Genomic DNA, 25,972 nt, shown 5'->3' with positions numbered 1-25,972 from the left:
TCCTGTCCGGTCTCGCCGCCGATCCCCGGAACATTCTGTTGAGGTTCTAGGCCGCAATGTCGACGCGCGACGCTGCGATGACTTCGGTGAGCAAGGCACGCTCACTGTCGTCGAGGTCGGTCAGCGGCGGCCGCACCGGACCGGCCGGATGCCCGGTCAGGTCCATGCCCGCCTTGACGATGCTCACCGCGTAGCCGGCCTTCCGGTCCCTGATGGCGGTATAGGGAAGCACCACAGTATCGAGCAGCCGCTGCACGGTGGCACGGTCGCCCGCCCGGACCGCCGCGTAGAAGGCCAGTGCGAACTCGGGCAGGAAGTTGAAGATCGCCGAGCTGTAGGTCGTCACGCCGAGTTCCAGATAGGGCAGGGCGTAGGTCTCCGCGGTCGGCAACCCACCGACATATACGAGGCGATCGCCGAGCTGGGAATGGATGCGGGTGATCGTCTCGAGATTGCCGACGCCGTCCTTGAAGCCGATCAGGTTCGGGCAGGTCTCGGCGAGTTCGGCGACGGCCTCCGGAGTGTAGACCGCGTTGGCACGGCTGTAGATCATCACACCCAGCGAGGTGGCCGCGCAGACCGCCCGCACATGCGAGACGAGACCGTCCGCGGAGGCCTCGGTGAGGTAGGGCGGGAACAGCAGGACACCGTCGGCCCCGGCCGCCTCGGCGTCCTGCGCGAAACCGATCGCGGCGGCGGTGCCGTGGCCGGCGGGAGCCAGAATCGGCGTATCGTCCGGGGCGCTCTCGACCGCGGCGCGCACGACCTGCCCCACCTCGTCGGGCTGCAGCGAAAAGAACTCACCGGTCCCGCCGGCGGCGAACAGACCTGCTACCTCGTATTTTCCGAGGCGGGCGATATTGTCGCGGTACGCGCTCTCGTCGAAGGCGAGATCACGGGTGAAGTGGGTGACGGGGAAAGACAGCAGCCCCGAGCCGAGACGCTGCGCTAGCTCGGTGGGAGCGAGGGCGGACATGTACGGGTTCCTCCTTGGCGGTCGACGACAGCGATTGGCGATGAGCGTAAGAAGCAGCAAGGATGCGTGTCCAACACTTCTTTCGCATCGAACAATGCTCGGATTGAATCGCTATCGGTCCGACTCGGCTCTCCACACCGGCTCCGGACCTCGTCGCCCACACCTCGGGGCCTGGCGAAACGTCCAGCGCCGCCCGCCGGGTGACCCACCCCACTGCGGCCTCCCCCCATGCATGGCCGCGGGACCCGCGCCACCGCCGCCCACCAGTATCCATGCCACTTCGGCATCGTCGATACCAATATTTGTGTTGGACACGTATCGAAACCACTCGTACGGTCAGGAAAAGACGGTCCGGGTCATGTCGAGAGCGGCGCTTCTCGACGGCCCCGGATCGCCTCCGACCACGACGAGCGCCGATGCGGATGAGGTACCGACCGATGACCAGCACAGCAGCGACCACTCCGACTCTCACCGGGCAGATGATCATCGCCGGTGAGTTCGTGACAGGGTCCGGTGCCGCGATCCACGCGATCGACCCCGCCACCGAGGTACGCCTCGATCCCGCCTACGCCTACGGCGACGCCACCGACGTCGTCGCCGCGACCACCGCCGCCGCCGCGGCATTCGGCGCCTATCGGGCCACGGACTCCGAGACCCGCGCCGTCTTCCTGGAGACCATCGCCGCGAATATCGAGGCGGGCGCCGACATCATCATCGAGCGCGCCTGTGCCGAATCGGGGCTGCCGGTCGGCCGGATCACCGGCGAGGTCGCGCGAACCACCGGTCAATTGCGCCTGTTCGCCGCCGTACTCCGCGAGGGCAGCTGGCACGGCGCCCGCGTCGATCGCGCACTGCCCGACCGCACGCCGGCCCCGCGCGCCGATATTCGTCAGCGCAAGGTCCCGCTCGGCCCGGTCGCGGTGTTCGGCGCCAGCAATTTCCCGCTCGCCTTCTCCGTCGCCGGCGGCGACACCGCCTCGGCGCTCGCGGCCGGTTGCCCCGTGATCGTCAAGGCTCATGACGCCCACCCGGGCACCTCCGAACTCGTCGGGCGCGCGATCACCGACGCCGTCGCGGCCACCGGCATGCCCGCCGGAACCTTTTCGCTGCTCTACGGCTACGGACCCGAACTCGGAACCGCACTGGTCACCGATCCGCGGATCAAGGCCGTCGGATTCACCGGCTCCCGGTCCGGCGGCACCGCACTGGTTCGCGCCGCGGCCGGGCGGCCCGAACCCATCCCGGTCTACGCCGAGATGAGCTCGATCAACCCGGTCTATCCGTTGCCGGGCGCGCTCGCGGCACGCGCGCAGGACCTCGGACGTGAGTTCATCGGCTCCCTCACCCTCGGCTCCGGGCAGTTCTGCACCAACCCGGGGCTGGTGATCGCCGTCGACGGACCCGACCTCGAGCGCTTCGTCTCCGCCGCGGCCGCGGCACTCGCCACCACCACACCGACGACCATGCTCACGCCGAACATCGCCGGCGCCTATGCCGCCGGAGTCGCCGAACTGTCGCGGGAAGCCACCACCGAGGCGCGCGGACAGGACGACCCGTCGGCCTCCACTGTCTGCCGGGGCGCATTGTTCAGCATCGACGCCGACACGTTCCTCGCCTCGGAAACGTTGCAGCAGGAGGTGTTCGGCGCTTCGTCGCTGATCGTCAAGTGCCGCGACGACGCTCAGCTGGCCGACGTCACCGAGGCACTGGAAGGCCAGCTGACCGCCACCGTCCACACCGGCCCGTCGGATCTCGGCGCGGCCCGCGACCTGCTCGCCCGCCTCGAACTCAAGGCCGGTCGCATCCTGTTCAACGGGTGGCCGACGGGGGTCGAGGTCGGGCATGCGATGGTGCACGGCGGACCCTACCCGTCGACCTCCGACTCGCGGACCACCTCGGTAGGATCGCTTGCCATCGAACGGTTCCTGCGTCCCGTCGCCTATCAGGACGTGCCCGCGGATCTGCTGCCCGCGCCGATCGCGGACGGCAATCCCGAACACCTCTGGCGACGGATCGACGGACAGCTCGAGCGCGACTGACCGTACGCCGATCACCGAAACCACGAGTGGATCAATGTTTTCGCTGCCCCGCCTGACCTGCTTCATCGCCGTCGCCGAGGAATTGCATTTCGGCCGGGCGGCCGAGCGGCTGCGTATGACGCAGCCCCCGCTGAGCCGGCAGATCCAGCAGCTCGAACACGAACTCGGCGTCCAACTCGTGGACCGCACCAGCAGGTCGGTGACCCTGACCGCGGCCGGGGTCGCCTTCCTGCCCGATGCGCGCCGCATCGTGCGACTGGCCGAGAGCGCCGAGTTGACGGTGCGCCGCATCCCGACCGGCGATCTGGGCACCGTGGCGATCGGGTTCACCGGGGCCTCGGCGCACGCGGTGCTGCCCCAGCTGCTCGGTGCCGCCCAGGAGAAGCTTCCCGACGTCGAACTCATTCTCCGCGAGATGGTTTCGTCCGCGCAGTTGGATGCCATCGCCAGCGGTGAACTCGATCTGGGGCTCGTGCGGCCGACGTCGTCGCGCCCCGGGATCGAGACGCGGCCCCTGCACCAGGAGCAGTTGGTCGCGGCATTGCCCACCGATCACGAACTGGTCGGCAGGGATCGGCTCGCGATCGAGGATTTCGATGATCAGCCGGTGGTGATGTATTCACCGGTCGATGCCCGCTACTTCAACGAATTGCTGGTCTCGACGTTCATGGCGGTGGGCGCCGCGCCACGCTACGTCCAGTACGTGACGCAGATCCACACGATGCTCGCGCTGGTACGCGCCGGTCTGGGCATGGCACTGGTCCCCGAGTCCGCGTCGACCATGCGGCCCGACGGGGTGGTGTTCAGGACGCTCACGGCCATCCGCGACCGGCCGGTGCAGATGCACGCCGCGTGGCGTACGGACAATCGCAATCCGGCGCTCGCTCGGCTGATGAAAGACGTTCTGCCCCAGACCGAGTGGATCTAGGCGAGGATCGTTTCCGGCCGCTGCGCGAACCAGAACCGCTGGAACACCTGCGCGGGATCGTCGCCGTCGCATCGTGCCGAGCGGGCGAGTTCGTATGTCAGGGCGGTGAGCATCAGCAATTGCGGTGTGGGCCGGGCCGATTCGGCCATGTGCGCGAATCTGAGGACGGTCGTGGCCTCGTCGCCCATCCCGGTGGCGATGTGGACCCCGTGCCGGTGTGCGAGGGCACGTCTGAGCTGGAGCACGTCGGTGTCGCCGAACCGGAAGGCACTCACGGTCGGTGATTCGTAACCCGCTGCGGCGACCGGTGACGCGCCGAGGCAGCGCAGGGCAGCACGCAGCGCCTCGGCGATTCGACGGTGCCGCTCCCAGGTCCCGCGCACGTGTTCACCCGCGGCCAGGCGCAGCGCGGTGTGCAGGGCGACGACGACGTTGGTCGGCATCGTCCACGGCAGGCGCCGGTAGCCGGAGGCGAGACGACCCCCGCGGTCGAGCGGCACCCACTGATCCCACCAGCGGCGTAACTGGAGGTAATGGCCTTCGCCCTCCGCACCGGACTCGACCGCGGCGATGCCACGTGGACCCAACGCCACGAACCCGACGCCCGGCGGCGCCCCCACCGCCTTCTGCGTGGTCGACGCGCACAGATCGATGTCGTGACGGTCCATCTCCACGGCGGTGCCGCCCAGCGACGACACCGTGTCGACCACCAGCAATCCGTCGCGTCCGCGCACCACCTCCGCCAGACCGTCCAATGGATTGAGCATGCCCGTCGACGTCTCGTTGTGCACCACACCCAGAATGGGCCGGTCATGCCTGGCCACCTCCTCGGCGATGCGGTCGCGGTCGAGGATCTGCCCGGCGCGGTGGGCAAGTTCGACGACGTGCATACCCAGGCTGCGCCCGATGGTCGCCATCATGCGCGCGAAGGTGCCATTGGCGGGCACGACGAGCGTGCGCCCGATGTGGTCGACGCTGGCCAGTGCCGCCTCCACCGCGCCGCGTCCGCTGCTCGGCAGCATCACCACCTCGCCCGAGGTGCCGTAGAACGAGCGCAGCAGATCACAGGTCTCGTCCGCCAGGACGGCGAACTCGGGACTCTGGTGATACATGGGCTGCGCGCTCAACGCCGCGACCACTCGGGGATCGATGATGGTCGGGCCGGGCTCGAGGTGCACACCATTGTCCGGCAATCGTTCGTCCTTCCGGTGAGGTTTCGAATCGGCTTCTGCACCAAGGGCTCTCAGGAACACCACATTTCCCGACGAAGCCGGTAATGGATCCGGGCAGCGAATCGACCGGCACGCTCCCCGCAGCCACCGATGATTCATATCGAGGAATGCGTTGTGCGAGCGGACAAGACGTCGCATGACCTCGGTGCGACTACCGTGATCACGATCACGGTAGACCGGCGCACGAAGAGCGGTCCAATTCAATTCGCCTCGAATTCGATGCCGTTTCCGTATCGGACGCCGCATCCGAACCGCCGCGCGCACCACCACGTCGATCGGATGGCCGGTCACGACGGACCACACTTGACGGTGCCCCGACGGCACGGTGTGGACTGGTGGCACACGCGAAGGCTCCAATGAGAGGACATCGATGGGTACACCCGACGCCGACGTCAGCACCGATCACGTGGCCGCCACCTCCGATCGCGGGGTGTTGCCCGCGCTCATCGCCGTGGCGGAGTTCTTCGCCGATCCCGAGTTCGCGGCGCCGACGATCTCACCGGACGGGACGAGAATCGCGTATCTGGCACCGCGATTCGGGCATCGGAACCTGTGGGTGCGCGGGCTGAGCGAGGAACACGCGGACGCGGTCTGCGTCACGCACGACGATCGGCGCGGAATCACCACCTACTACTGGAGCGACGACTCGCGCCGGCTGCTGTATCTCCAGGACACCGACGGTAACGAGGACTGGCACCTCTACCGGGTGGACCTCGATGCGCCGGGTGAGCCCGCGGTCGACCTGACCCCGATGGCGCCGGGATCGCGTGTGTTCGGGGTCGCACCGCTGCCGTCGGCTCCCGGAAGCATGCTGGTGTGGATGAATCGGCGGCCGATGTTCATCGACGCGTTCCGGATCGATCTCGCCACCGGTGACACGACGGTGCATCACGAGCAGAGCGATCCGGCCGACACGGTCCTGCTGGATCGCGAGGGTGAACCCGCGTTCGCGATCCGGCTCGGCGATGACGGCACCCTCGAGTTCTCCGCGATCGATCGCGCGACCGGGGCACGGCGGCTGCTGCGCAGCATGGGTGGTGCGGAGTATCCGGTGAGCGTGCAACCGCAACTGGTCACACCCGACGGGCGCGGACTTCTGGTCGGTGCCTATCAGGACGGTGACGATCTGCGGCTGATCCGTATCGATCGGGAGACCGGCGCGGAGACCGTGGTCGCCGCCGTCGACGGGCACAGCCTCGACATCATGGGCACGATGGCGCCGGAGGTGTTGCCGCCCACGGTGTTCACCAGCCGGGCGACCGGGGAGGTCATCGCGGCGCGCTTCGTCGGCGACCGGCCCCGCATCGAGGTGCTGGACCCGCGATTCGCCGAGGTGTACGCCGAGTTGTCGAAGCTGTCCGATGGCGTGCTGGGCACGCTGTCCTCGGACGAATCGCAGCGCTGGTGGATCGCGAGTTTCATCCACGACCGCGACCCCGGTGTCGCCTGGCTCCACGACCACGCCACCGGGCAGAGCCGAATGCTCTTCCGGCCCTACCCACGCCGCAACCACGCCGACCTCGCTTCCATGACGGCGGTCGGATTCCCGGCTCGCGACGGATTGCCACTGCACGCCTTCCTCACCCTGCCGGTCGGTGTCGCCCCCGAGAATCTGCCGCTGGTGCTGATGGTGCACGGCGGACCATGGGCTCACGACACCTGGGGCTACAACCCGCAGGCGCAGTTCCTGGCCAACCGCGGCTGCGCGGTATTGCAGGTCAACTTCCGCGGCTCCACCGGCTACGGCAAGCGCCACACCACCGCCGCCATCGGAGAATTCGCTCGGGCGATGCACGACGATCTGATCGACGCCGCCGACTGGGCGATCGAGAAGGGCTACGCCGACCCCGCCCGGATCGGCATCCTCGGTGGTTCCTACGGCGGCTACGCCGCCCTCGTCGGAGTCACCGTCACTCCCGACCGCTTCGCCGCCGCGGTCGACTACGTGGGAATCTCCGACCTGGCGAGCTTCCTGCGCACCCTGCCGCCGTTCACCCGCCCGTACAACGCCAACAGCTGGTACCGCTACGTCGGCGACCCCGGCGATCCCGCGCAGGAAGCCGATATGCTGACCCGCTCACCGCTCACGATGGCGGACCGGATCCGCACCCCGCTGCTGGTGGCCCAGGGCGCCAACGATGTTCGCGTACCGCAGGCCCAGTCCGACAACATCGTCGCCTCACTGCGCGATCGCGGCGTCCCGGTGCGTTACCTCGTCGCCGAGGACGAGGGGCACGGTTTCGACAACCCCGCGAACCAGGTCCGGTTGTACGAGGCGATCGAGGATCACTTCGCCGAACATCTCGGCACGCGCCGCGACCGGACCGACCCCGCGTAGTACACCGGCCCGGGCCGCCGATCCGTCTCCCGCAGTGGCGGATTCGGATCGGCGGCCCGGGCCGGCTCACTGGTAGATGGCAACGGCCAGCAGGACGATCCAGGCCAGGCCCAGCAGTTGCAGGCGCGTGTCGTGCAGCGTCACTTCCTCCGGTTCGTCGGCCGTTCCCCCGTCGATGGATGCCGCGTAGTACAGCACGGCGATGGTGAACGGGATCAGCGACAGCTCGAACCAGATGCTGTCGTGCCGGTCCGGTCCGAAGGCCCACAGACTGTAGAACACGACCAGTGCGGTGGCCGCCAGAGTCCACACGAAGCGCAGATAGGTCGGGGTGTAGTGCTGCAGCGATGCGCGCAGCGGGGTGCCGCCGTCGCGGGCGATCATCAACTCCGCGTAGCGTTTCCCGGCCGCGACGAACACCGAGCCGGAGGCCATCACCAGCAGGAACCACATCGACAACGCGACCTCGGCGGCGACACCGCCGGCGATGGCGCGCAGCAGGTATCCGGCGGCGACCAGACAGATGTCGATCACCGCGACATCGGTGAGCGCGAGCCAGTAGGCCAGCTGCACCGCGATGAAGATCGCGGTGACAACGGCGAGTTGCACGGACACCGCGAGCGCGGCCCCCAGCGAGGCGGCCAGCAGTAGCGCCCCCAGCACCGACGCCACGCGCACCGGCAGGCCCGGCGTGGCGATCGGGCCGCCGCGACCTGCCGGATGAACGCGATCGGACACCGCGCTCACCGCATCGCTGATCAGGAAGATGCCGGAGGAGGCCAGGCAGAAGACCGCGAAGGCCACCGCGACTCGGCCGACCCCGGCGGCATCGACGAGATATCCGCCGGTGACGGGATTCTTTCCGGCACCCACCAGTGCGGGCAGAACCAGCAGATTCTTGATCCATTGACGAGGCCGCAATGCGACGAACACCCTCGCGAACGATGCGTCGGGCACCTCGTGGTGTGCCGCGATCGGGTCGGGGCGGATCGGCTCCTCGCTCATCGGCATCCCATCGCATCCACCCCCGCAGAGTAGCTAATCAACAGCGATCATCACTCAGAGTTTGCTTCATCGATGTCGGATTGCGCTCTACCGCACGTCCGGCATCGGTCCGTCTTCTGGCGACGATTCTCCGACAGACGGCGTTGCACCTCGGAAATAGGTGCTGTACCAGTAGCATCCGGGGAAGATGGGTCGCAAGTGTCCGGTTCGGTGAGCGCGAGGCAAACCTCAGGCATGTCCGCAACGTTCCGGATCTGCCGGCCACGTTCGGAAAGTACGTGTTCGCCGGAACATGAGAGGGCTGCCGATGCCTATTGCCAATCGATTGCTCGGGGTGCTCGCGATCGGCGCCGCCCTGATGACGATCGCCCCGATCTCGGCTGTGGCGCAACCTCCCGCGTCGGCATCGGGTGACGAGTCGCTGGCGATGGACTCACGCGCGCTCGGACTCGGCGACACGGTGGCTCTGCGCGGCACCCAGGACCAGCGATCCCTGACCATCCCCGTACCACCGGGACTCACCCCGTCCACGCTGAGCCTGCAGGTGGACATGCCGGCCAATGTGGCCCGCGGCTGGATCGAGGCCCGCTCCGGCACTCTCACCCTGGCCCGGACGGAACTGCCCGCGGGCCCGGCCACCTCGGTGCCACTGACATTGCCGCTGACCGGAATACCCGTCGATCGGCAATCGTCGTCGATCACCCTCGATGTGACACTGCTCCCGCAGGACGGCCTGTGCCCGGACGTCTGGTACGACCACAGTGTGGTGCTGCGGAATCTGAGATTCGGATTCAGCGGGACACCGGCGATGCCGACGGTGATCGCCGAGTTCCTCCCACCACTGCTGCAGCGCCTGCGGATCGCGATTCCGGCGCAGCCCGATTCCCAGGAGATCGACGCCGCTCTGCAGCTGGACGCCGCGGTCGTCGCGCACTACGGCACCCAGCCGGTGCGAGTGGTCACCGAACCGCTGGCCGGTGACGCGAACACGCCCGCCGAGCCCGACGGCCCCCTGGAGCGCACCGTCGTCATCCGGCACGGGCAGAACGCGGGGACGAATCTGACGCCGATGCCGAGCGGGCCACCCGCCCTGCTGATCACCGGCGAGGGCCAGGCACTCATCGATCAGGCGCGCCTGATCACCAGCGATGTCGCCGCGGTCGCGGTCGACACCGGCGCGGTGGCCGGTTCCATCGACCAGCCGCCGGTGCTGGCACCCGCGAACACCACCCTCGGCAAGATCGGCGCCGGGACGCTCGGTGCCACCTCGCACGGTGAGGTGTCGGTCGAATTCGGCTTGGACCAAACCCATCTCGGCCGCGCGGCACACAACATCCGGGTGCTGTTGTCGGGCACCTACACACCGCCGCCGCCGACGCAGAGCGGGCTGATCACCGTCACGGTCGGCGATCGGGTCGTGGCCAGCTGGGCGGCCGAGTCCTCCGGGCGCATCCAGCGCTGGATCGACATCCCCGACGATGTCCTCGCGCGCACCAACACCGTCGCGGTGACACTGAAGACCACCGGTGGTACCGCGGGCTGCGGGCTCGATCTGCCACTGACTCTCACGATCTTCCCGGAATCGCAGGTGACCAGCGAGCCGTCGCCGGGCGGCCCGCCCTTCGGATTCCAGGCGCTGCCGCAGACATTGCTGCCGAGCGTCGATGTCGCCGCCGACGGCGACGGCTACGCCGACGCCGTGCGCGCGATCACCCTGGTCGCCGCACAGCAGCGACTCACCTCGACCAGACTCGATCCACGGTGGGTGGCGATGTCGGAGGCCACCGATTCCACACATCCGGCGATCCTCATCGCCGCGCGGGGACAGGTGCCCGACGGCATCACCCTGCCGCTGTCGGTGTCGAAGAACAACACGGTCCGGCTGACCCATCCCGACGGTGACACCACACAACTGAAGGTCGACGCGTTCGAGAAATATGCCTCGATCCAGACGCTTCAGCAGAACCAGCGCGAACTGCTGGTGGCGACCTCCGACTCCGGTCCGGAGGAACTGGATCGGACGTTGACGTGGCTGGACGCGCAGCCGTCCGGATGGGCGAACCTCACCGGCGATCTCGTCTTCACGGTGCCCGGCCGTGATCCGGTGGAGCTGAGCCTGCCGCACAGCACATCGAACACGTCCGCGTCCTCGGGCTTGTCCTCGACGGCGGTGACCGTGCTGGTGATCGCCGCACTACTGCTGGGACTCGGAGTGCTGATCGCCGTCATCGTGGCCTGGCGGCGGAGTACCCGATGACCATCCGCGCGGTCGCGTGGCGCCTGGCGCTCATCGCGGCCGCGACCGCCGCGGGATTCTGGGAGACCTGGGTCAGCGTCTGGAAATCGGCCGTCGACGGTGGCTCGATCGGCTACATCGTGTTGATCCCGCTGCTGGCCGCGATCGTCGCGTTCGGTGTGGCGCACCGGCCACACCGCGGCCCGCTCATCCAGGATCGCCAGACCGATGTCATCGTCGGCCTCGTCGTCCTGGTGATCGCGCTCTCGGTCGATCGAATGCTGGTGCCGCGCTTGAGCCCCTACTATTTTCTGCTGAATCTCGATGTCCTCGCCGCCTGGTTGTTCGTCCTGTCCGCGGTCGTCCTGCTGTTCGGACTTCGACTGGTCAGCTGCTACTGGCAGGTCGCGGTTTTCGTCCTCGTCGCGTGTCCGCTGGTCTATCGGGTGCTGGCTGTCGCTCTGGGCGGTGGTGGCTTCGCCTACGGCTTCGTGATGGTGATCTTCTCGTCGGTGGCGGTGTCCTTCGCCTTCGGCCGGGGTCGCCGAGCGCTGATCCTGTTCGGCCTCTGCCTGATCGCCGGTGCCGTGGCGATCGTGATCGCCCTGCAGCCCAGGCTGGTGACCTTCGAACTACAGCTGATCGGCACTGTCGTCACGATCGCCATCGGCGCGGTCTGGTGGCCGGTGTCTCGACGGCGCGGACCGGTGTCGGTCGCCGCGGCACCACCCGTATCCCTGCCGCGCGCCCTGCGCGCGGTGATCCTGGTGGCCATCGCCTGCGTATTGTTCGCCTTCATTCCCCTTCCCGCACAGGCCACGGCCGAACCACCGGCCGGGCCGCCGTGGACCGGCGACACCGGCCTGATCGTCCCGCCGGGATGGACCCAGCTGTCGACCACCCCCTACGACTGGGCTCAGCACTATTTCTCCTCCCGCACATCGACCCTCGTGCGGCAGACCATCCGCACCACGACGGCGGATCCGCGGTGGGATTCACTGGGGCGCAAACGAACTGCGCAGATCGACGTGCTCACGGTCGGCAATCCGGTCGCCCTCGAGGTCACTCCGGTGCGGATGAGTTACGACCTGTCCCACGGCCGGGTCAGCGCGACCGTCCCCGTCGACATCGGACGCGGGATCACCGCCCACATGTCGACCGTCGTCGACGACAACCTCCTACTGACCTGGACGAACCTCAGCTTCGAATGGGATCGCGGGGACAAACGCGTGCAGCGGATCACCATCGTCACGGTCGACAATCACGAACCCGACGCCTATTTCCCGGAACCGGTGCCCTCCCCCATCGGCAATATCGGCGACTTCTTGCAGTTGCTGTTCCGCGGGGTGGCGGCGGTATCGGATACCCGCTCGGAGTTCAAGGACAGCGATCTGGTCCAGACTCTGGCCCGGCAACTGGTCGAGGTGCAGAAGTGGTGAGCGAGAACGACAGCCGCACCGACCCCGAGGTCGAGGCCGCACTGCACAAGGCGATTCACGGTCTGCGCGAGGCACATCCGGACGCGTCGGCGGCCGTGGTGCTCTATCCCTGGCAGCGCAATGTGCTGATCGGGGTGCTGGTGGTCACGATCGGGTGCGCGATCGCCTTTCCCATCCCCACGCTGATCACGCTGACGTTCCTGTCGACCTTCTTCTATGTGTGGACGCTGATCGACCGGCTGATCCTGTTCTATCGAGGACTGGACGGGCGCACCATCATTCGTGTCTCCGACGAGCAAGCGCTGGCATTCCCCGATACCGACCTGCCGACCTATACGGTCCTCGTCCCGGCCTACGACGAGCCCAACATCATCACCCAGTTGGTCACCAATGTCGGAGCACTGAACTACCCCAGGGAAAAGTTGCAGGTCCTGTTGCTGCTCGAGGCCGACGACACGGCCACGGTGGCGGCCGCGCGCGGGATGAGCGCCGATTTCGGTATGACGATCCTCGAAGTGCCGCCGTCGGATCCGCGGACGAAACCCAAGGCCTGCAACTTCGGGCTCGAATTCGCCACCGGCGAGATCATCACCATCTACGACGCCGAGGACAACCCCGATCCACTGCAATTGCGCCGTGCCGCGGTCGCCTTCTCCCGGCTGCCGGACAACACGGCGTGCGTACAGGCGAAACTCGCCTTCCACAACGGCAGCCAGAACCTGCTCACCGCTTGGTTCACCGCCGACTACGCGCTGTGGTTCAACTTCGTGCTGCCCGGTCTCATGCGCGGCTCGAGCCCGATTCCGCTGGGCGGCACCTCGAATCATCTGCGCCGCAGCGTCCTGGACCGGATCGGCTCGTGGGATCCCTACAACGTCACCGAGGACGCCGACCTGGGGGTACGGATCGCGGCCTCGGGATATCGCACCGCGGTGCTGGATTCGACGACACTCGAGGAAGCCAACAGCGACGCCATCAACTGGATACGGCAGCGTTCGCGCTGGTACAAGGGCTACCTGCAGACCTGGCTGGTGCACACCCGGGCTCCGGTCCGGCTGTGGCGCACACTCGGCCCGATCGGTTTCGGGCGGTTCACCACACTGCTGGCGGGCACACCGATCATCGCCTGCATGAACATGGTGTTCTGGCTCATCACACTGGCGTGGATTCTGGGCCAGCCCCGCGTGATTCAGGACGAGTTCCCCGCCTACGTGTACTTCCCGGCGCTGTTCTGTCTGGTGTTCGGCAATACCGCGATGTTGTACATGAACCTCGTCGCCTGCCGCGAGACCCGGCACGCGGCGCTGATCGTGGCAGCACTGACCACACCCCTGTACTGGCTGCTGATGAGCGTCGCGGCGATCAAGGGCACCTACCAGCTGATCAGCAATCCGTCCTATTGGGAGAAGACCGCGCACGGGCTGCCCGGCTCCGACGGTTCACCGGAAGAAGGCGCAACGCCATGAAATCGGCTCCCCGCTGGCTGTTCTGCGGTACGACGCTGGTCTACGTCGCCGTCGGTCTCTACCTCGCGTTCGTTCCGGGCTTCTTTCTCGGCGATTCGCTGAGCCGGGTCGCCACCGCGCGCAGCGTGATGTTCAGCCGCAGTCCACATCTGGCCGCGATCGGCTTCGTGTTCACACCGCTCACCGCGGTCGCGCAGCTGCCGATCGTGTACTTCAGCCAGTGGTGGACGGTGCTGACCGAGCGTGGCGTGAGCGCGGTGCTGATGTCGGCGCCGTTCATGGCCGGCGCGGTGGTACAGATCCATCTCACCGGCCGCGATCGCGGGCTGCCACCGTGGCTGGTCTGGGTTGCCACCGCCGCGTTCGCGCTCGATCCGATGGTCGTGTTCTACGGCGCCAACGGGATGAGCGAGGCGCCGTTCCTGTTCCTCGTGATCTGGGCGGCGCGCCGGCTGATCCGCTGGTGCCATACCGACGACGTGCACGACCTGTGCCTGGCCGGGTGCGCGTTCGGGATCGCCTATCTGGCCCGCTACGACTCGCTCGCCGCGGCGGGCGCGGCAACCCTTTTCGTCATGGGCGTCACCGTATTTCGCTCGAGCCGCCGGAGCAGGCGCGGCCGGATCGTCGAGGCCCTGCTGGACGGGGTGATCATCGCGATGCCGTCGGCGATTGCCGCCCTGGGGTGGGCGTTCGCGAGCTGGATCATCACCGGACAGGCCTTCGCGCAGCTGTCGTCGAGTTACGGCAACACCAGCATTCTCGAGCAGAGTGGCGGCGGTGCGGCCACACCGCTGTACGGGCTGTTGTTCAGCCTGGCCGAGATCGTCGTGATGGGCCCGTTCCTGCCGGTACTGATTCCGGTGGTGGCGGTACTGGCCTGGCAGCGCCGCGACCTCGAGGTCGCCGCCGCCGCGGTGGTGTTCGGCGCGATCATGATCTTCGCGATCCGTAATTACATGACCGGCAGCACCTTTCCGTTCCTGCGGTTCTATTTCGCGGCACTGCCGTGGATGATCATCCTGATCTACCAACTGTTCGCGGCCCACGGGCAGCAGTGGGCCCGCCGCCCGGGGCGCTATCGCCGGATCCGGCTGTCCGGCACCGAACGCCGCGGGCCGGTGCCGGCCACGGTGGCGGTGCTGATCCTGGTGAGTACCCCGATCCTGACCGGTGCGCTGATGAGCTCGCCCACGCTGTCGGATCAGCAGTACGCGCTGCAGGCCATCGTCCGTCCCGACCCGGACGACACCACCGCCAAGCACACGCAGGAGCTGCAGATCATCGCCTCCTTCAGCACCGAAAGGCAACTGGCGCACTACATCGACTCACTGCAGCTGCCCGATTCCTCGGTGCTGATGGACACCGTCTACGGATTCGCCGTCTACACCGCGACCACCCGGCCCAAGACCTTCGTCATCCCATCGGATCAGGATTTCGTCGACGTCCTCAACAACCCGTCCGGCAGCGGAATCCGCTACATCCTCGCCGTTCCCAATGCCGGGCGTGGTACCTCCGACGCGATCAACCGCCGCTTTCCCACGCTCTACGACACCGGCGGCGACATCGCCTCGCTGGAACTGGAAGTGCCCAACGACGGTGACGATCTGCCGACCTGGCGGTTGTATCGGGTCACCGGGTGAACCTCAGCCGATCCAGTCGGCCATGACATCGGCGAGTGCCCGCGCCCCGTGACGGCAATCGTCGAGTTCGGCGAATTCCTCCGGAGAATGCGATATTCCGGTGGGATTGCGGACGAACAGCATCGCGGTCGGCACCAGGGCCGACAAGATGCCCGCGTCGTGTCCGGCGGCGGTGGGCTGGACCGGGATGTCACCGAGATGTCCCAGCGCGGTCTGCAGACGCTGCCGGGTGTCACCGGGGAATTCGACGATGGGCGTGACGGATTCGGCCTCCACGTCCAGGCCGATGCCATCGCCGCCGGCATGCCGGCGGGCCTGTTCGGTGATCTCGGCGACCAGTGCCGTGAGGGTGTCCTCGTCGGCCGCGCGGGCATCGAGCCAGGCCCGCACCTGCGAGGCGATCGCATTGGTGCCGTTGGGCAGAATCGCGACCTTACCGAAGGTGGCGACCGCGTCGTGCAGGGCCGCGGCACCGCGTGCGGTCTGCACGGTCGAGGCGAAGGCCAGCATCGGATCGCGGCGATCGGCCAGCCGGGTGGCGCCGGCGTGATTGGCCTGCCCGGTGAAGCTGAACAGCCAGCGCCCGTGCGGCCAGATCGACGACGCGATCGCCAGCGGCCGCGCCACGAGATCCAGGGCCCGTCCCTGTTCGACGTGCAGCTCGACATACACGCCCACACGTTCGGCCAGTCGCGGATCGGCGCCGAGCGCGCGCGGATCACGGCCGTGACCGCGCAGCGCCTCGGCCAGGGTCACGCCGTCGGTGTCGCGTAGTCGCAATGCCCGCTCGGGTGCGAGTGCACCCGTACTGAGCTGAGATCCGATGCAGGCCACGCCGAATCGCGCGCCCTCTTCGTCGGAGAAGGCGGTGACGGCCACCGGGCGGGCCGGCACGATGCCGCGGGCGCGAACCAGATCGACGGCGGCGAAGGCGGACACCACGCCGAGCGGCCCGTCGTAGGCGCCGCCGTCGGGTACCGAGTCCAGATGCGAACCCGTGACGAAGGCGTCGCGCGGATCACCCAGCCAGCCCGGCGGCATCCACCAGGCCCACAGGTTGCCGTTGCGGTCCTCCTCGACGCTCATCCCGCGTCGATCGGCCTCCCCCCGAAACCATTCCCGCAGTGTCATCTCGGCGTCGTTCCAGGCGAAACGCCGATATCCGCCGGTGGCCGGATACCTGCCCACCTCGAGCAGGTCCGTCCACATCGAGTCGAACGCGGGCACCGGCACTCCTTCCATCGCAGCCGCTTCGGTCACCTGTCGGTTCTTCACAGTCGCCCCGGAATCCAGGTCGTCCCGGCCAGCGGCACCCGGGCCATCGCCGCCGATTCGACGGTCAGGGCCACCAGGTCCTCGGGTTCGAGGTTGCGCAGATGCGATTTGCCACAGGCGCGTGCGAGGGTCTGGGCCTCCATGGTCAGCACCCGCAGATAGTTCGCGAGGCGGCGACCGCCCTCGACCGGATCGAGATTCTTCGCGAGTTCGGGGTCCTGGGTGGTGATTCCGGCCGGATCGCGCCCGGCCTGGAAGTCGTCGTAGAAACCTGCCGCCGAACCCAATGCGCGATACTGCTCGTCGTAGCGGGGATTGTTGTCGCCCAGGGCGATCAGCGCCGCGGTGCCGATCGCGACCGCGTCGGCGCCCAGTGCCATGGCTTTGGCGACGTCGGCCCCGCTGCGGATACCACCGGACACGATCAGTTGCACCTGCCGGTGCACACCGAGTTCCTGCAGGGCCTGCACCGCCGGTGGAATCGCGGCCAGCGTCGGGATGCCGACGTGTTCGATGAACACGTCCTGGGTGGCGGCGGTGCCGCCCTGCATCCCGTCGACGACCACGACATCGGCACCGGCCTTGACCGCCAGCTTCACGTCGTAATACGTCCGGGTGGCGCCGACCTTCACATAGATCGGCTTCTCCCAGTCGGTGATCTCGCGCAGTTCGGTGATCTTGATGGCCAGATCGTCGGGACCGGTCCAGTCCGGATGCCGGCACGCGCTGCGCTGATCGACCCCCCGGGGCAACGTGCGCATCGCCGCCACCCGCTCGGTGATCTTCTGTCCGAGCAGCATGCCGCCGCCGCCGGGTTTGGCGCCCTGCCCGAGCACGACTTCGATGGCGTCGGCCTTGCGCAGGTCCACCGGGTTCATCCCGTAGCGCGACGGAAGATACTGGTACACCAGGTTTTTCGACTGGCCCCGCTCCTCCGGGGTCATGCCGCCGTCGCCGGTGGTGGTCGAGGTGCCGACCTCGCTCGCGCCGCGGCCCAGCGCCTCCTTGGCGTGGCCCGACAGCGCCCCGAAACTCATACCGGCGATCGTGATCGGAATATCGAGGTGCAGTGGGAATTTCGCGTGCCGGTCGCCGAGCACGACATCGGTGTCGCAGCGTTCCCGATAGCCCTCGAGCGGATACCGCGACATGGACGCGCCCAGGAACAGCAGATCGTCGAAATGCGGCAGCGGGCGTTTGGCGCCCCAGCCACGGATGTCGTAGATGCCGGTCTCGGCGGCGCGCTGGATTTCGGCGATGACCCGGCGGTCGAAGGTCGCCGACTCGCGCAGTGCGGGATCGTTGGTCATGGGGGGACTCCTCCGGACACGGACTAGTACGCCGAGGCGTTGTCGACATGGAAGTTGTAGAGGCCGCGGGCGGAGCCGTACCGGCTGAAATCGGCGGGTTCGGCCTCGATTCCGGCGGCGGCCAGCAGCTCGGCCAGCTCGGCCAGGTGTTCGGCGCGCATCTGTTTGCGCACGCAGTCCGCACCCAGGGAGGCGACGGTGCCGCGCACGTAGATGCGGGCCTCGTAGAGCGAATCCCCCAGTGCCTCACCGGCATCGCCACAGACGACCAGCCGTCCGGCCTGGCCCATGAAGGCGCTCATGTGCCCGATGTCGCCACCCACGACGATGTCGACGCCCTTCATCGAGATCCCGCAGCGAGCCGCCGCATTGCCCTCGATCACCAGCAGACCACCGTGGGCGGTGGCGCCCGCCGACTGCGACGCGTCGCCGCGCACCCGCACGACGCCCGACATCATGTTCTCCGCCACCCCGACCCCGGCATTACCGGTGACGCTGACATGGGCGCGCTGGTTCATACCGGCGCAGTAGTAGCCGACGTGACCTTCCACGGTCACCTCGATGTCACTGTCGAGACCGCATGCCAGCGCGTGCGCGCCCTGTGGCTCGGTCACCCGTGCGCGATCCGGCGCGTCCGGTGCGCGCAGAGCCTGATTCACCCCGCGCACACCGAGGGTGCGCGTATCCAGGGCGACGGGCTCGACCGCGCCGACAGCAGCCGGATCACCGATCGGGGCGCGGGTCACTGACGGTGCCATACGTACACCTTTTCCGGTTCGGGCTCGAAGATTCGAGCGGATTCGATGCCCGGCAGGTGGGCCAGGGCGCGGTATTCCGAGGCCATCGCGACCCAGCGCGGGGTCTCGGCGACCACGGCGGGTTTGCAGGAGATGGCGTCGCGGACGACGGCGAAGGAGTCGCGGGTGGACACCAGCAGCGTGTAGAAGCCGTCGAAGGTCTCGTTCAGCAGCAGCAGGGCCTTTTCCAGATCGGCTCCGGCGGCGAGCTGTTCGGCGACGTAGCGGGCGCCGACCTCGGTGTCGTTCTCGCTGTCGAAGACGACGCCACGGCGCTCGAGGTCGTGTTTGATCGACATGTGGTTGGAGAACGAGCCGTTGTGCACCAGGCACTGGTCGGTACCGACCGAGAACGGGTGTGAGCCGGTGGCGGTCACCGCGGATTCGGTGGCCATCCGGGTGTGCGCGACACCTTGCCATCCCGCGGCCCGCGGCAGTCCGAACCGCCGCGCCAGTTCACTCGGATCACCGGTGCCCTTGAGCACCGCGACCTCGTCACCGAATCCGATGACACGGGCATCCGGCACCGCCGCGCAGACGGCCTCGCGCAGCGCCACCGGGTCCACGGCGCCGTGCACCAGCGTGGTCGGATCGAGGTCGATCACGGTGATCGGGGCACCCGTTCGCGCACTCAGCGCGGCGGCGAGTTCCGGTGCGGGAAAACGATTGCCGAGTAACGAGACAGTCGCCTCCCCCGGCGGTGACCAGTTCGGGTCGCCGTAGATCGACATGCCGGCCGAATCCGGCCCGCGCTCGACCATCCGGTCGAGCATTCCGGTGAGCAGTTCGCCGAGCCGCGGAGACAGCTCGGGATCGCGCAGGTGCAGCCCTACGATTCCGCACATGGTGGCAGACTCCTGTAGTCGTCGGTTTCAGAACGCCGTGAGATAGGTGTCGATCTCCCACTCGGAGACCGTGTTGTGCCAGGCGAAGAACTCCTCGCGTTTGCGGGCGGTGAAGTAGTCGGCCACGCCCGCGCCGACGATGTCGAGCACGCCGGTGATCACCGGATCGGCGGCCACCTGATCCATCGCGTGCAGCAGTGTCATCGGCAGCGTCTGCCCATGGGCCGCAGCCGTACCCGGCGCACCGGGATCCAGCGACCGGGCCACCCCGTCCAGGCCCGCGGCCACCGTGGCGGCGGTCGCCAGATACGGATTCGCCGACCCGTCACCGCCGCGCAACTCCACCCGGTTCGAATCCGGTACGCGCAGATAGTGCGTCCGGTCGTTGCCACCGTAGGTCGCGAACCGGGGCGACCAGGTCGCGCCGCTGCTGGTGGTGGTCGCGCCGGTGCGCTTGTAGGAGTTCACCGTCGGCGCGATGATCCCCTGCAGGGCACAGGCGTGTTCGAGGATTCCGGCGATGAAACCGTAGGCGGTGCGCGAGAGCCCCAGCCCGTTCGGGTCGTCGCCGCCGGGGAAGGCCGAGCCCGCCGCGGTCCACAGCGACAGGTGCAGGTGCATACCGGAGCCGGTGCGGTCGGTGAAGGGCTTCGGCATGAAAGTGGCTTGCATACCGCGCTTCTCGGCGATCACCGAGAGCAGGTATCGGGCGGTGATCACCCGGTCGGCGGTGACCATGGCGGTGTCGTAGTCGAAGTTCTGCTCGAACTGACCGTTGGCGTCCTCGTGGTCGTTGGCGTAGTTGCCCCACCCGAGGGCGTTCATCGCCGCCGAGATCTCGGTCAGGTGGTCGTACATGCGGGTCACATCGCGCGCGTCGTAGCAGGGCTGGAGTTTGGTGTCGGAGGTGTCGGCGGTGGTCAGCCGTCCTGCCGCGTCCTTGCCGACCAGGAAGTACTCGATCTCCGCACCCACCTTCACCTCGAAACCCGAAGCCGCTGCCCGGCGCAGGGTTTCGCGCAGGATCACCCGCGGCGCGAACGGCCACGGCCGCCCCTCCACATGCGGATCGCAGTGCACCAGCGCCAGACCGGGCCGCACGAACGGAATCGGGGTGAACGACGACGGGTCCGCTATCGCGACCAGGTCGGGGTCGCGTGGTTGCTGGCCCATCATCCCCGCCGCGTAACCGGCGAAACCCACGCCCTCGGTCTCGAGCTGCGCGATCGCCTGTGCGGGCACCAGCTTCGCGCACGGCTTTCCGGACAGGGTCACGAACAGCGCCAGGACGAAGGTGGTGCCGGTGGCGCGCACCAGCTCGGTCAGGGTGGGCTCGGCCGGCAGCACGGCGCGGACGGTGTCGGCGGGAGCGACGGTGTGAACGGTCATGAGAGTTCCTGTGGGCCGGAGGGTTTCGATCGTGGCTCAGCGCATCTCGCCGGCGCCGGCATAGGGGTGGAGGCTGCGCAGTGGGTCGTTCTCGACGAAGCGCGAATAGCGGAAGTCATGCGGGTCGACATGGGGCAGCCGCGTGGTTCCGGTGGTCAGCAGGTCGGCGACGAGTTCACCGACCGCCGGGGAGATCTTGAATCCGTGTCCGGAGAAGCCGGTGGCCAGAAACAGCCCGTCCGCCGGTGCCGGTCCGATGATCGGGTTGTAGTCGGGGGTCACGTCGTAGGCGCCGACGTAGGAGCTGGTGATGCGCGGGTCAGGCATGTCCGGTAGCCGGGTGCCGAGTTTGACGACCGTCTTCTCGATGGTGTCGGGATCGGCGCGATTGACGAAGTCGTCGGGATCGATGTACTGCGGGGCCTGATGATCGGAGTTGCCCACCAGGAGTTCGCCGTTGGGTTCGCGGCAGATGTACTGCAGGCCCGACAGGTCCGACAGCACCGGAACCTCGGGTGTGGGCACGCCCTGGTCGACCAGAACCAGCTGGGCGCGTTGAGCTTTCACATCGACTCGCACACCGGCGGTGGCCGCCAGCGCCGGTGTCCACGGCCCGGCGGCGAGTACGACCTGCTCGGCGTGGATGTCGCCACCGTCGGCCAGCCGGACCCCGTAGACGGTGCCGGCGTCGTTCTGCAGCAGGCAGTCGACCGCGGTCGACTGCCGGATGCGCACGCCCATCCCCCGTGCGGCGGCGGCGAACGCCATCCCGGTCATATAGGCCTCGCCGCGACCGCCCAGCGGCTCGTAGGCGAATGCGGCGAAGTCGTCGAGGTGCAGGCCGGGCCACAACTCCGACATCACGTCGGATCCGACGAGATCGACCCGGATGCCCAAGCCTTGCATCATGGCCACATTGGCTTCGAGCGCCGCGACATTGTCCGCACCGACCCCGACGACGTAGCCGCACTGCCGGAACGCGAGGTCGTCACCGAACAGATCGGTGGCGTTGCCGAAGACCTCGACCCCGTACCAGGACATCGCGGCCAGCGACGGGGTGCCGTAGTGACAGCGCACCACCCCGCTGGACTTTCCCGTCATTCCCGAACAGAGCGTATTGCGTTCCAGGACAACGACATCGGTCTCGCCGCGACGCGCCAGGGACCAGGCGATCGCGAGACCTTCGAGTCCGCCACCGACGATCACGTACTTGACTGTCTCTGCCACTACACCCTCTGTTTCCTACCATTTGTCGCTGTTGCCTTTCATGAAACACTCGGAATGTGACGATTACGTTTCGCGAACATCAATTACAGCGACTCGATCCGCGGTAGACGACATCTCTCGCCCGATAATCAGAAGCGGGACACAGGCTTCCAGCACAACACCCAGCCCGGCGATCGCGCCGATCCGCGAAGCCTACAGGTTTCCTCCAAAGAGATCATGTTTCCCCGGCAGCCAGCGATCGCGCGGCAGACCACATCCGTCCACGGGCGCGTGCCGATCATCGCGAACCCGTCGGCGCCGAATCCGCCGCGCGCAGTCCGGCAGTTAACGCAGCTTTCACAGACGTGCACGTGCCGCTAACCAATCGCGGTTGAACATAGATAAACACCGATTCCTGTCAGGAACTCGGTGAGTTGATCACTCGAAGGCAGGTACTCACGATGAACGAAGCTGTGGCAGCGGCGGACACCGCCTGGATCCTCGCCGCCTTCTGCGCGGTGTCACTGATGGTGGCGGGGCTGGCGCTGTTCTACGGCGGCATGGTCGGCGTACGCAACACCCTCAACATGGCGATGATGATCTTCGGCGCGCTCGCCGTGGTCGGCGTGTTGTGGATCGTCGTCGGCTACTCCGCCGTATTCGGCGACTCACTCGGCGGGACCGGCCTGCTGGGCAATCCCCTCGACCATCTCGGCTCCTCGAAGCTGCTCACCGCACCGGCGAGCCCCGGGCTGCCACCGGCGATCTTCTCCGCGTTCCAGCTGTTGTTCGCCGCCATCACGGTCGCGCTCATCGCCGGTGCGGTGGCCGACCGGATGAAGTTCGGGTCCTGGATGGCGTTCGCCGGACTGTGGGCGGTGCTGGTCTACTTCCCGGTCGCGCACTGGGTCTTCGCATTCGACGCCGCGGACGGGTCGACCACCGGCGGCTGGATCGCCAACACCCTGGGCGCGATCGACTTCGCCGGCGGCACCGCGGTCCACATCAACGCGGGTGTGGCGGGCCTGGCACTGGTCCTGGTCCTCGGCCGGCGCCGGCTGTTCCCGAACTCCCCTCGCCCGCACAGTCTCCCGCTGACGATGCTCGGCGCGGGCATCCTGTTCTTCGGCTGGTTCGGATTCAACGGCGGTTCCGCGCTCAGCTCGGGCAACAGCGCCGCGGTCGTCGTCCTCAACACCCTCGCCGCCTCGTGCGCGGGCATCTGCGCGTGGCTGATCGTCGAGCGGGTCCGCGAGGGGCACGCCACCTCACTGGGTGCGAGCTCCGGGCTCATCGCCGCGCTGGTCGGCATCACGCCCGCCTGTGGTGCGGTGTCACCGCTGGGCGCGCTGGCCGTCGGCGCGGCGTGCGGCGCGACCTGTTGCTTCGCGGTCTCGCTGAAATTCCGTTTCGGACTCGATGATTCGCTCGATGTGGTCGGCATCCACCTGGTCGGCGGTGTTCTCGGCACGGTCCTGATCGGCCTGCTCGCCGATCCGTCCGCACCCAATGGCGTGGCCGGACTGTTCTACGGCGGCGGCGTGGCACAGCTGTGGCGCCAGGCCGTCGCGGTGGCGGCGGTGCTCGCCTACACCTTCGTGATGACCTGGGTGATCGCCAAGACTCTCGATCTCACCTCCGGTATCCGGGTGGACGGCGACAGCGAGGCCGAGGGGCTCGACATCACCGTGCACGGTGAAACCGCCTACGTGTTCGACACCATCGGACTGCCCGGTAAGTCTGTTGCCCCGGGTGACGCCGTCACCGCCGCGACCGCGATCACCTCGGCCGCGGCCGACCCCGTGCACTGAGCGGTGCCGCACCCCGCCACCCGGCGGGGTGCGGCCGTTCAGCCCTCGCCGTGCCGGTCCGGATACGCGGTGACGGCCAGGAAGCGAATCGGCAGCCGCACCAGCTCATTCGGGCCGTGCGGCCCTTCACCGTCCAGTAGCAGCGCGTCTCCGGGCCGCAGCGTGTAGTCGGAGTCGCCGTGGCCGTAGACCATGACCCCCTCGAGCATGTACAGCAGTTCGGTGCCCGCGTGCTGGAACAGTGGGAAGGCCTCACTCGCCTCGGTCAGGGTCACCAGCACCGGTTCCAGCCGTTTGTGCTGCCCGCGCAGCGCCCCGAGCAGTTCGTAGTGATGCCCGATCCGGGTGCCGCGGCCCACGATCACCGCGCCGTGCCCGGACCGGGTGTAGACCGCCTCCCGGGCGCTGTCGGCACCCCGGAACAGCGAGGTCACCGGAACGTCCAGTCCCCGGGCGAGATTCGCGAGTGTGGACAGGCTGCACGAGGTCTGCGCGTTCTCGATCTTGGACAGCATGGCCTTGGAGATGCCGACCCGGGCCGCCAGTTCGGCCACGGACAGCCCGCCCGCCAGCCGCAGACTGCGGACCTGGGCACCGATCACCCGCTCCAGATCCACTCCGGTCGGGGCGTTCGGCGACACCTCTCGTTGCACGGGTGCCGGATCGCCCGTGTCGCGGTGCTCGGACTGGGCAGCGGGGCGCGTCATTTCACCATCGTAATCCGCCGTTTCCTGACAGTGGACATTCGCGACGGTAGGACAGACATCACAGCACCGCCGGACAGCTGCGCCGAGGCCGTAGCCGCGACGAAACAGACCGGAAACGTCGCCATCCAACAATCGCGGGAGTGGAGTCGCACGCCGCGCGACGCACCGGGCTGTGAAGGATCGAGCATGAAATCTGGTGGCTTCTCCAGCACCTGGACCGAGGCACTGACGGCAGAGACCGATATCGCGGCCACCGCACACGAGGTGCTCGACGCCGTCGATGCGGCCATTCCGTCCGCGGCCAGCGCGCTGTGCCTGTGGGATCCGTTGCGGCAGCGGCACGTCACGCTCGCCAATCACGACTACCCCGAGCACGTCCTGGACCACCTCAACACCTGGTTCATCGACCGCGACCCGCTGTTCGAGGCCATGAAGCGCACCGGCTCGGGAGCCCTGCGGTGGTGCGACTTCCCGGAGTACCGGACCTCCTACTCGGTGACCGAGATCTTCCGGCCCGCCGGATTCGACGAGGGCCTGTCGGGGCGGCTGGTGACCTCCGCCGGGGTCTACGCGGGCACCATCCACGTCAACAGCGACAGCCGCGCCTACCCCCGCGACAGCGACGTGGCGCTGATCGACTCGTTCCGCGCCGAGGTCGCCCGGCTGCTGGACATCTCCGCCCGCCCGGCCCTGGTCGCCGGATTCCTCGCCCCCGGCGCCACGTCCTGGCTCGTCGACAGGCACGGCCACCGGCAACCGCTGTTCCCCGACGCCGCGGGCTACTCCACCTCGGAACTCGTTCTCGTCGAACAGATCTCGGCTGCGGTGGCACGAACCTGGCCGATCCGTCCGGTCGAGCGCATGCTGCGCTGGCAGCACGACAGCACCTGGCATCTGGTCCGGGTGATTCCCGCGCCACCGCGCTACCGGGGTGCGGCGCCGGCCGCGATCGTCGCCGTGCACACCGAACCCCTGCCCTTCGGGCTGACACCGCGTGAACTGGATGTGCTCACCCTGCTCACGCACGGACTCACCAGTGCCCAGATCGCCGACCGGCTCGTCATCAGCGAACGCACGGCCGCCCATCACGTCGAACACGCGATGGCCAAACTGGGGGTGACGAACCGGATCGCGTGCGCGTCCATGGCGGTGCGGTTCGGGCTCGTCTCCGGGAGACTCGAGATCGCGGACCCCGCACCGACACTCGCGTAATATCTGCGAAACAATTACTCCTCGAAATATGGGAGATTCTCCCCATCGTGTGACGCGTCCACGGTCGATAGGCTTTTGTTCAGCCGATCGGAAGAATACCGATGCTGCTCCATCTCAC

General features: G+C 67.8%; 19 protein-coding genes. 9 read left to right on the top strand and 10 right to left on the bottom strand.

All coding sequences use genetic code 11. The features are described from left to right. Positions 1–46: 46 nt before the first annotated feature. Positions 47–976 carry a 5-dehydro-4-deoxyglucarate dehydratase gene (gene kdgD / locus AB0L57_RS00680; protein WP_364954871.1) on the bottom strand — a complete coding sequence of 310 codons (930 nt, stop codon included), beginning with the start codon at positions 974–976 and terminating at the stop codon, positions 47–49. Positions 977–1,413: 437 nt separating this feature from the next. Here kdgD and AB0L57_RS00675 point away from each other — a divergent pair, with 437 nt between their 5' ends. Further along, entirely contained in the window at positions 1,414–3,015 is a 1,602-nt protein-coding gene (locus tag AB0L57_RS00675) for an aldehyde dehydrogenase (NADP(+)) (RefSeq protein WP_364954868.1), read from the top strand. Positions 3,016–3,049: 34 nt separating this feature from the next. Further along, positions 3,050–3,943: a LysR substrate-binding domain-containing protein gene (locus AB0L57_RS00670; RefSeq protein WP_364954865.1), complete on the top strand. Its 894-nt coding sequence runs from the start codon at positions 3,050–3,052 to the stop codon at positions 3,941–3,943. Here the strand turns inward: AB0L57_RS00670 and AB0L57_RS00665 are convergent. Continuing rightward, the gene (locus AB0L57_RS00665) at positions 3,940–5,136 is read right to left on the bottom strand and encodes an aminotransferase class V-fold PLP-dependent enzyme (protein WP_364954862.1); all 1,197 of its coding nucleotides are present in this window, start codon (positions 5,134–5,136) and stop codon (positions 3,940–3,942) included. The genes AB0L57_RS00670 and AB0L57_RS00665 overlap by 4 nt on opposite strands. Before the next feature lie 409 nt (positions 5,137–5,545). Here AB0L57_RS00665 and AB0L57_RS00660 point away from each other — a divergent pair, with 409 nt between their 5' ends. Next, positions 5,546–7,513, top strand: coding sequence for a S9 family peptidase (locus AB0L57_RS00660; protein ID WP_364954859.1), 1,968 nt, complete (start codon positions 5,546–5,548; stop codon positions 7,511–7,513). Positions 7,514–7,579: 66 nt separating this feature from the next. On the opposite strand, the gene AB0L57_RS00655 is transcribed toward AB0L57_RS00660, so the two are convergent. Further along, positions 7,580–8,518 carry a decaprenyl-phosphate phosphoribosyltransferase gene (locus AB0L57_RS00655; protein WP_364954856.1) on the bottom strand — a complete coding sequence of 313 codons (939 nt, stop codon included), beginning with the start codon at positions 8,516–8,518 and terminating at the stop codon, positions 7,580–7,582. Between the two features lie 307 nt (positions 8,519–8,825). On the opposite strand from AB0L57_RS00655, the gene AB0L57_RS00650 reads away from it, so the two are divergent. Genes AB0L57_RS00650 through AB0L57_RS00635 form a run of 4 tightly spaced genes read left to right on the top strand, consistent with a single transcriptional unit; the run spans position 8,826 to position 15,302 of the window. Next, positions 8,826–10,775, top strand: a complete 1,950-nt coding sequence (locus tag AB0L57_RS00650; protein WP_364954854.1) for a hypothetical protein — start codon at positions 8,826–8,828, stop codon at positions 10,773–10,775. After that, positions 10,772–12,193: a hypothetical protein gene (locus tag AB0L57_RS00645; RefSeq protein WP_364954851.1), complete on the top strand. Its 1,422-nt coding sequence runs from the start codon at positions 10,772–10,774 to the stop codon at positions 12,191–12,193. The genes AB0L57_RS00650 and AB0L57_RS00645 overlap by 4 nt, the downstream gene beginning before the upstream one ends. Next, positions 12,190–13,659, top strand: a complete 1,470-nt coding sequence (locus tag AB0L57_RS00640) for a glycosyltransferase (RefSeq protein ID WP_364954848.1) — start codon at positions 12,190–12,192, stop codon at positions 13,657–13,659. Before AB0L57_RS00645 ends, AB0L57_RS00640 begins: the two co-directional genes overlap by 4 nt. Next, positions 13,656–15,302, top strand: a complete 1,647-nt coding sequence (locus AB0L57_RS00635; protein ID WP_364954846.1) for a glycosyltransferase family 39 protein — start codon at positions 13,656–13,658, stop codon at positions 15,300–15,302. Before AB0L57_RS00640 ends, AB0L57_RS00635 begins: the two co-directional genes overlap by 4 nt. A gap of 3 nt (positions 15,303–15,305) precedes the next feature. Here the strand turns inward: AB0L57_RS00635 and AB0L57_RS00630 are convergent, their stop codons facing one another. From AB0L57_RS00630 to AB0L57_RS00605, 6 genes are read right to left on the bottom strand one after another with little or no spacing between them, the layout of a single operon-like run. Beyond that, the gene (locus AB0L57_RS00630) at positions 15,306–16,529 is read right to left on the bottom strand and encodes an allantoate amidohydrolase (protein WP_364954844.1); all 1,224 of its coding nucleotides are present in this window, start codon (positions 16,527–16,529) and stop codon (positions 15,306–15,308) included. A gap of 44 nt (positions 16,530–16,573) precedes the next feature. Beyond that, a complete protein-coding gene (locus AB0L57_RS00625; RefSeq protein WP_364954842.1) occupies positions 16,574–17,887 on the bottom strand; it encodes an FMN-binding glutamate synthase family protein in 1,314 nt (437 codons plus the stop codon). A 23-nt stretch (positions 17,888–17,910) separates the two neighbouring features. Further along, entirely contained in the window at positions 17,911–18,645 is a 735-nt protein-coding gene (locus AB0L57_RS00620) for a protein glxC (protein ID WP_364954839.1), read from the bottom strand. Beyond that, entirely contained in the window at positions 18,630–19,529 is a 900-nt protein-coding gene (locus tag AB0L57_RS00615; protein WP_364954836.1) for a glutamine amidotransferase family protein, read from the bottom strand. Before AB0L57_RS00615 ends, AB0L57_RS00620 begins: the two co-directional genes overlap by 16 nt. A gap of 27 nt (positions 19,530–19,556) precedes the next feature. Continuing rightward, positions 19,557–20,918 carry a type III glutamate--ammonia ligase gene (gene glnT, locus AB0L57_RS00610; protein ID WP_364954833.1) on the bottom strand — a complete coding sequence of 454 codons (1,362 nt, stop codon included), beginning with the start codon at positions 20,916–20,918 and terminating at the stop codon, positions 19,557–19,559. 36 nt (positions 20,919–20,954) lie between these two features. Continuing rightward, a complete protein-coding gene (locus AB0L57_RS00605; RefSeq protein WP_364954830.1) occupies positions 20,955–22,145 on the bottom strand; it encodes an FAD-binding oxidoreductase in 1,191 nt (396 codons plus the stop codon). 440 nt (positions 22,146–22,585) lie between these two features. On the opposite strand from AB0L57_RS00605, the gene AB0L57_RS00600 reads away from it, so the two are divergent. Further along, entirely contained in the window at positions 22,586–23,935 is a 1,350-nt protein-coding gene (locus AB0L57_RS00600) for an ammonium transporter (protein ID WP_364954827.1), read from the top strand. Between the two features lie 38 nt (positions 23,936–23,973). On the opposite strand, the gene AB0L57_RS00595 is transcribed toward AB0L57_RS00600, so the two are convergent. Continuing rightward, positions 23,974–24,642 carry an XRE family transcriptional regulator gene (locus AB0L57_RS00595; RefSeq protein WP_364954824.1) on the bottom strand — a complete coding sequence of 223 codons (669 nt, stop codon included), beginning with the start codon at positions 24,640–24,642 and terminating at the stop codon, positions 23,974–23,976. A gap of 186 nt (positions 24,643–24,828) precedes the next feature. Between AB0L57_RS00595 and AB0L57_RS00590 the strand changes: the two genes are divergently transcribed. Beyond that, positions 24,829–25,854: a helix-turn-helix transcriptional regulator gene (locus AB0L57_RS00590; protein ID WP_364954821.1), complete on the top strand. Its 1,026-nt coding sequence runs from the start codon at positions 24,829–24,831 to the stop codon at positions 25,852–25,854. The last annotated feature ends 118 nt before the right edge of the window (positions 25,855–25,972 follow it).

This window comes from Nocardia sp. NPDC052254, assembly GCF_040679495.1.
GTDB lineage: Bacteria > Actinomycetota > Actinomycetes > Mycobacteriales > Mycobacteriaceae > Nocardia.
The sequence above is the reverse complement of the archived record's forward strand: the minus strand, read 5'-3'. Positions and strand labels throughout refer to the sequence as shown.

Coding starts and splice junctions, on each gene's coding strand:
- glnT (WP_364954833.1), bottom strand. CDS start 20,918: ATGACCGTTCACACCGTCGCTCCCGCCGACACCGTCCGCGCCGTGCTG.
- AB0L57_RS00645 (WP_364954851.1), top strand. CDS start 10,772: ATGACCATCCGCGCGGTCGCGTGGCGCCTGGCGCTCATCGCGGCCGCG.
- AB0L57_RS00615 (WP_364954836.1), bottom strand. CDS start 19,529: ATGTGCGGAATCGTAGGGCTGCACCTGCGCGATCCCGAGCTGTCTCCG.
- AB0L57_RS00625 (WP_364954842.1), bottom strand. CDS start 17,887: ATGACCAACGATCCCGCACTGCGCGAGTCGGCGACCTTCGACCGCCGG.
- AB0L57_RS00650 (WP_364954854.1), top strand. CDS start 8,826: ATGCCTATTGCCAATCGATTGCTCGGGGTGCTCGCGATCGGCGCCGCC.
- AB0L57_RS00655 (WP_364954856.1), bottom strand. CDS start 8,518: ATGAGCGAGGAGCCGATCCGCCCCGACCCGATCGCGGCACACCACGAG.
- AB0L57_RS00670 (WP_364954865.1), top strand. CDS start 3,050: ATGTTTTCGCTGCCCCGCCTGACCTGCTTCATCGCCGTCGCCGAGGAA.
- AB0L57_RS00660 (WP_364954859.1), top strand. CDS start 5,546: ATGGGTACACCCGACGCCGACGTCAGCACCGATCACGTGGCCGCCACC.
- kdgD (WP_364954871.1), bottom strand. CDS start 976: ATGTCCGCCCTCGCTCCCACCGAGCTAGCGCAGCGTCTCGGCTCGGGG.
- AB0L57_RS00635 (WP_364954846.1), top strand. CDS start 13,656: ATGAAATCGGCTCCCCGCTGGCTGTTCTGCGGTACGACGCTGGTCTAC.
- AB0L57_RS00620 (WP_364954839.1), bottom strand. CDS start 18,645: ATGGCACCGTCAGTGACCCGCGCCCCGATCGGTGATCCGGCTGCTGTC.
- AB0L57_RS00600 (WP_364954827.1), top strand. CDS start 22,586: ATGAACGAAGCTGTGGCAGCGGCGGACACCGCCTGGATCCTCGCCGCC.
- AB0L57_RS00590 (WP_364954821.1), top strand. CDS start 24,829: ATGAAATCTGGTGGCTTCTCCAGCACCTGGACCGAGGCACTGACGGCA.
- AB0L57_RS00675 (WP_364954868.1), top strand. CDS start 1,414: ATGACCAGCACAGCAGCGACCACTCCGACTCTCACCGGGCAGATGATC.
- AB0L57_RS00595 (WP_364954824.1), bottom strand. CDS start 24,642: ATGACGCGCCCCGCTGCCCAGTCCGAGCACCGCGACACGGGCGATCCG.